6 protein-coding genes are annotated in these 6,338 nt (G+C 70.5%); 1 reads left to right on the plus strand and 5 read right to left on the minus strand.

Translation table 11 applies throughout. The features are described 5' to 3' along the window. Positions 1–39: 39 nt before the first annotated feature. Positions 40–1,191, minus strand: a complete 1,152-nt coding sequence (locus IE212_RS31400; protein WP_190201368.1) for a mechanosensitive ion channel family protein — start codon at positions 1,189–1,191, stop codon at positions 40–42. Positions 1,192–1,299: 108 nt separating this feature from the next. Between IE212_RS31400 and IE212_RS31405 the strand changes: the two genes are divergently transcribed. Then, positions 1,300–1,881: a dienelactone hydrolase family protein gene (locus tag IE212_RS31405; protein ID WP_190201369.1), complete on the plus strand. Its 582-nt coding sequence runs from the start codon at positions 1,300–1,302 to the stop codon at positions 1,879–1,881. On the opposite strand, the gene IE212_RS31410 is transcribed toward IE212_RS31405, so the two are convergent. The 4 genes from IE212_RS31410 to IE212_RS31425 all read right to left on the minus strand — a co-directional run. Next, the gene (locus IE212_RS31410; RefSeq protein ID WP_190201370.1) at positions 1,866–3,536 is read right to left on the minus strand and encodes an alkaline phosphatase D family protein; all 1,671 of its coding nucleotides are present in this window, start codon (positions 3,534–3,536) and stop codon (positions 1,866–1,868) included. The genes IE212_RS31405 and IE212_RS31410 overlap by 16 nt on opposite strands. Before the next feature lie 92 nt (positions 3,537–3,628). Next, positions 3,629–4,447 (minus strand): thioredoxin domain-containing protein, encoded by an 819-nt coding sequence (locus tag IE212_RS31415; protein ID WP_190201371.1) that lies wholly within the window; start codon positions 4,445–4,447, stop codon positions 3,629–3,631. 98 nt (positions 4,448–4,545) lie between these two features. Next, complete coding sequence (locus IE212_RS31420; RefSeq protein ID WP_190201372.1) at positions 4,546–5,241, minus strand: hypothetical protein; 696 nt, start codon at positions 5,239–5,241, stop codon at positions 4,546–4,548. Positions 5,242–5,323: 82 nt separating this feature from the next. Beyond that, on the minus strand, positions 5,324–6,338 hold a 1,015-nt coding region (locus tag IE212_RS31425; protein WP_190201373.1), incomplete at its 5' end, for a DUF2252 domain-containing protein.

Raw genomic sequence — 6,338 nt, forward strand, 5'->3', positions numbered from 1 at the left:
GGGCCGCCCGCGACACGGACAGCCCTCCCACTGCGTCCGTCAGCGCTCCGGGCGGGAGGAGCCGTTGCCGTGGTAGCGGCGCTGCTGGGCCGGGACCATGTCCCGGGACCGGCAGTCGCCGTCCGGGGACTGGTCATGGCCGTTCCGGGACGGCGGCAGGATCGCGTCCGCCGTGTTGACGCGCGGCAGGGCGTACGGGTGCTCGTCGGTCAGCCACCGGACCATCTGCTCGCGGACCGCGACCCGCACCGTCCATATGTCGTCCGCGTCCTTCGCCGTCACCAGGGCCCGCACCTGCATGGTGTTCGGGGTGGTGTCCGTCACGGACAGGTCGTAGGCGCGGCCGTCCCAGGCCGGGCAGTCGCGCAGGATGTCGCGGAGCTTCTCGCGCATCCCGTCCACGGGGGCCGTGTGGTCGACGTGCCAGAAGACGGTACCGGTCATCTGCGGCGTGCCGCGCGACCAGTTCTCGAACGGCTTGGACGTGAAGTAGGACACCGGCATGGTGATCCGCCGCTCGTCCCAGGTGCGCACGGTCAGGAAGGTGAGCGTGATCTCCTCGACCGTGCCCCACTCGCCGTCCACGACGACGGTGTCCCCGATGCGCACCATGTCGCCGAAGGCGATCTGGAACCCGGCGAACATGTTGCTCAGCGTGGACTGGGCGGCCACACCGGCGACGATGCCGAGGATGCCGGCCGAGGCCAGCAACGAGGCTCCCGCGGCGCGGAACGCCGGGAAGGTCAGCAGCATGCTCGCCGCCGCCACCACACCGACGATCGCGGACACCACCCGCATGATCAGCGTCACCTGGGTGCGCACCCGGCGGACCCTGGCCGGGTCGCGATGGGCCCGGGAATGGGCGTACCGGTTGTAGGACGACTCGACGATCGCCGACGCGATACGGATCACCAGCCAGGCGGCCGACGCGATCAGCAGCAGCGTCAGCGCCTGGCCGATGCCCTCGCGACGGGCCTCCAGCAGCTGCGCCTCGTCGTACGACCCTCTCAGCAGGGCGGCGAAGATCACGAGCTGATAGGGGATGCGGCCGCGGCGCAGCAGGCCCCACAGCGGTGTCTCATGGTGTCGTTCGTCGGCCTTGCGCAGCAGGAAGTCGGTGGCCCAGCCGATCACCAGCGTGAGCACGACCGAGCCACCGACCACGATCAGCGGTCGTAGCAGGTTCTCCATGCCCCCGAACCTAACCGGCTCCCAGGGTGCATGAACATGTGACTTCCGACGCTGGGTGGGTAGTGCCGCGAAGCCCGGTCGTCACACCCGGCTGGCACCATGGGCCTCATGAACATCATGCTCTTCCACTCGACCTTCGGGCTGCGGCCCGCCGTGCTCCAGGCCGCTGACCGGCTGCGTTCGGCCGGTCACGAGGTGTGGACGCCCGACCTCTTCGAGGGACGTACGTTCGACGCGGTCGAGGAGGGCATGGAGCACAAGGAGAAGATCGGCAAGGAGGAGCTGCTGAAGCGGGCCGTGCTGGCCGCCGCGCCCTACTCCGAGCGCGGGCTCGTGTACGCCGGGTTCTCGCTCGGCGCCTCCATCGCGCAGACCCTCGCCCTCGGCGACGACAAGGCGCGCGGGCTGCTGCTCCTGCACGGCACGTCGGACATCGCGCCGGGTGTCACGGCGGACGAGCTGCCGGTCCAGCTGCACGTGGCGGAGCCGGACCCTTTCGAGACGGACGACTGGCTCAGCGCCTGGTACCTCCAGATGGGCCGGACCGGCGCCGACGTGGAGGTGTACCGGTACGCCGGGGCCGGTCACCTCTACACCGACCCCGACCTGCCGGACTACGACGCGGAGGCCGCCGAGGCCACCTGGCGGGTGGCGCTCGGCTTCCTCGAGACGCTTCAGACCGGGTCGTAGGTCCGCTCGACCTTCTGGGTGCCGCTGCGTGTGCGGTACGACCGGGCCCACTTGGCGCTCGCGTCGCGCTTCGTGCGGTCGGAGACGACGTAGTAGTCCATCTGCGCGCGCTCGGCCGTGATGTCCAGGACGCCGAAGCCGTGCCGGTCGGTGTCGACCCAGTGGACATGGCGGTTTGCCGCGCGGATGACCGGCGAGGCGACCGCGGAGACCGTGCCCTCCGGGACCTTCACGATGTCGTCGAGGTTGTCGGAGGTGACCGAGGTGACGACGAACTCCGTAGCGGCCGACGGGGACAGCGGGTACGTCCCGGCGTCCACCGGCACGTCGTTGGCCCAGGCCATGTGGATGTCGCCGGTGAGGAAGACGGTGTTGCGGATGGCGTTCGTCCGCAGGTGCGCCAGGATCTCCCGGCGGTCGTCGGTGTAGCCGTCCCACTGGTCGGTGTTGAGGGCGAGGCCCTCCTGCGGCAGGCCCAGCAGCTTGGCCAGCGGCTTCAGCAGGTCGGCGGAGAGGGAGCCGATGGCGAACGGCGAGATCATCACCGAGTTGCCGACCAGCCGCCAGGTCGTGTCGGACGCCTTCAGGCCCGACTTGAGCCAGTCGAGCTGGGCGCGGCCGGTGAGTGTGCGGTCCGGGTCGTCGACCTCGCCGTCGCCCACCTTGACCTGCTGCGAGCGGAAGGACCGCAGGTCCAGCAGCGAGAGGTCGGCCAGCTTGCCGAAGCGCAGCCGTCGGTAGGTGGTGCCCGCGATCGCCGGGCGCACCGGCATCCACTCGAAGTAGGCCTGCCTGGCGGCGGCCTGACGGGCGGACCAGGCGCCCTCCGCGCCCTCCGTGTGGTTCTCCGCGCCGCCCGACCAGGTGTCGTTGGCGAACTCGTGGTCGTCCCAGATCGCCACGACCGGCGCTGCCGCGTGCAGCGCCTGGAGGTCCGGGTCGGTCTTGTAGCGCGCGTGCCGGACGCGGTAGTCGGCGAGCGTGACGATCTCGTGGGCCGGGGCGTGCGGGCGGACGACCTTGCCGCGGGTGCCGTACTCGCCGGTGCCGTACTCGTAGATGTAGTCGCCGAGGTGCAGCCAGGCGTCCAGGTCGCCGCGGGCCGCGAGATGACGGTACGCGGAGAACCAGCCGGCCTCCCAGTTGGCGCAGGAGACCACGCCGAAGCGGAGGTTGGGGACGGCCGCGCCGGCCGCCGGGGCGGTACGGGTGCGGGCGGCGGGGGAGTCGGTCCCGTCGGCGGAAAAACGGAACCAGTAGTCGGTGGCCGGTTCCAGACCGCGGATGTCGGCCTTCACGGTGTGGTCGGAGGCGGCCGTCGCGGTGGTGGAGCCCTTGGCGACGATGTTCGTGAACGCCTTGTCCCTGGCGACGACCCAGCTCACCTCGGTGTCCGGGCCGAGTCCGGAGCCCGGTACGGCCTCCGGGACGGGGGTCACGCGGGTCCACAGCAGGACGCCGTCCGGCAGCGGGTCACCGGAGGCGACGCCGTGCAGGAAGGCCGGGGCCTGGCCGACGGCGCGCGCGGGCAGCGTCGCCGCCAGCGGCCCGGCCAGGACAGCAGTCGCCGCCGCGGCCTTGACGACCGTACGGCGGCGGGGGGTAAGGGAGTTGAGGTCTTCCGACGTCTTTGATGATCTGAGTCGTCTGGTCACGAACGATCAGGTTACTGATCGGTATGCGCAAGAGCGGGCGAACTCCGGAAGTTCGCCCGCTCTTCACATGCCGACCGGTCCCTGACCTGCCGTCACTTCTTGACGGCCTCGCCCACGACCCGGTTGAAGTCCTGCACCGTCATCAGCGGAGCGCTCTTGCCGTCGGCGGTCAGCTGCTTGCCGTCCATGACGAATGCCGGGGTGCCCTGCACGCCGTCCTTGTTCTTGTCGAAGGTCTTCGACATGGCCAGCGCCCAGGCGTCGTAGGTGCCCTTCTCGACGGCGTCCTGGAACTTCTTGTTGCCCTTCAGCTCGGGGACGGTGTCCGCGACCTTGATCAGGTAGCTGTCGTCCTTGAACTTGTCGGTCGTCTCCTCCGGGTGGTACTTCGCCGAGTACAGCGCGGCCTTGTAGTCGAGGAACGCCTTGTCGCTGACGTTCAGCGCGGCACCCAGGGCGCTCAGGGCGTTCTTGGAGCCCTCGCCGTTGTCCTTGTTGTCGATGAACGTGGCGCCGACGAACTGCATCTTGTACTTGCCGTCGTCGATGTCCTTCTTCACGGTCGGACCGACGGTCTGCTCGAACTGCGCGCAGATGGGGCAGCGCGGGTCCTCGTAGATCTTGAGGGTCTTCCTGGCCGAGTCCTTGCCGATGACGACGGTCGTGCCGTCGGTCCCCGTGGTGTTGGCCGGGGTGACGACCTTCTCGTCCTTCGCGGCCTCCCAGTGGGTCGGCTTGTTGGCCTGGACGACCGCGTAGCCGATGCCGCCGGCTATGGCCAGGACGCCGACGATGGAGCAGGCGACGATGATCTGCCGCTTGGCCTTCGCCCGCTTGGCCTCGCGCTCGCGCTCGGCGCGCAGCCGCTCACGGGCCGCCGTCTTCGCCGACTGGCTGTTCCGCTTGCTCATGGTGATGATCTCCGTAGGGGACGCGCACACGTCGTGTGCGGATGCGTGAGGGGGACTGCTCGTGCTCGGGAAATGCCGTGCGTGACGGCGTGTGTGCCTCAGGTGAGGGCGGGCGAGCACGGCGGTCCACGCCGTCCCAGGGAGTACGCGAGGACCAGGTCGCGGGCGGTGGACGTACGGCCGGAGGCGCGTGACGGCAGCCTGAGCCCCGCCGGGGTCCGCTCCACCGCCACCGCGGCGACCGCCAGCAGCAGCGGCCGGAACGTCGTGGCCGCCACCGCCCGCAGCAGCTGGGCCAGGGCGCGCTCGCCGCGGCGCAGCCAGACGGCGGCGGCGACACCCACGCCGACGTGCGCGCCGAGCAGCAGCCAGGCGCTGGCCGGGTCGGCATGGGCGATCACGGCGGCGAGCCGGTCGGTGCCGGTGGCCCCGGCCATCCTGGCCAGGGGGGTGCCGACCTCGCCGCCCCCGCACAGCACGTCCAGACCGACCGACCGCAGCGGTCCGGCCACAGGGCCGCCCGCCCGGCCGTAACAGGCGTGCTGGCCGGTGGTGAACACCGTGTCGGCGGCCAGCTCCAGCGGGATCAGCAGGGCCGCTATCCGTGCGAAGGAACGCTCCCGGCCCGCCAGGGCGTACGCGATCAGGAACACGGCGGCGGTGACCGCGGCCACCGTGCCCATCGGCAGCGGAACCCGGGACAGCAGCACGTGCGACGCGGTGCTGAGCGTCACGACCACGGCCGTGAACAGCGCCGCGCGTACGGCTCTGAGCTGGATTCCGGATATGTCCATAGCGAAAGGAGAGTCTGTCACGGGGACCTGTAAGGGACCCCTAAAGGATGCCTGTGAGGAAGGGAATGGCCAAAGACCTCGGCTAGAGGCCCGGGATCCGGCCGTTGCGGAACAGGTCCACGAAGGTCTGGTGATCAGCACGCGCGCGTGCGCCGTAGCTGTGCGCGAAGTCGACCAGCAGCGGCGCGAAGCCGTCCTCGTCGGCCGCGATCGCCGCGTCGATGGCCCGCTCCGTGGAGAACGGCACCAGGGACTCCCCGGACTGGTCGTCCGCCGCCGAGTGCATCGTGGCCGTGGCCCGGCCGAGGTCGGCCACCACCTGGGCGATCTCCTCCGCGTCGTCGATGTCGCCCCAGTCGAGATCCACCGCGTACGGCGAGACCTCGGCGACCAGCTGGCCCGCGCCGTCCAGCTCGGTCCAGCCGAGCCACGGGTCGGCGTGCGCCTGGAGGGCCCGCTGGGAGATGACCGTGCGGTGCCCCTCGTGCTGGAAGTAGCCGCGGATGGCCTGGTCGGTGATGTGCCGGGAGACCGCCGGGGTCTGGGCCTGCTTGATGTAGATCACGACGTCGTTCTCCAGGGCGTCGCTGTGCCCCTCCAGCAGGATGTTGTACGACGGCAGCCCCGCCGAGCCGATGCCGATGCCGCGCCGGCCCACGACGTCCTTCACACGGTAGGAGTCCGGGCGCGCCAGCGAGCTGTCCGGCAGCGTCTCCAGATAGCCGTCGAAGGCGGCGAGCACCTTGTAGCGCGTGGCCGCGTCCAGTTCCACCGAGCCGCCGCCCGCCGCGAACCGGCGCTCGAAGTCGCGGATCTCCGTCATCGACTCCAGCAGGCCGAAGCGGGTCAGCGAACGGGCGTCGCGCAACGCGTCCAGCAGCGGGCCCTGCGCGGTGTCCAGCGTGAACGGCGGTACCTCGTCGCTCTTGGCGCCGGTGGACAGGGCGTGGATCCGCTCGCGGTAGGCGTGTGCGTAGATCCGCACCAGCTCGGTGATCTGCTCGTCGCTGAGCGCCTTGGCGTACCCGATGAGGGCGATGGAGGCGGCGAAGCGCTTGAGGTCCCAGGTGAAGGGGCCGACGTACGCCTCGTCGAAG

The sequence above is a fragment of the Streptomyces djakartensis genome (assembly GCF_014651075.1).
GTDB classification, from domain to species: domain Bacteria; phylum Actinomycetota; class Actinomycetes; order Streptomycetales; family Streptomycetaceae; genus Streptomyces; species Streptomyces djakartensis.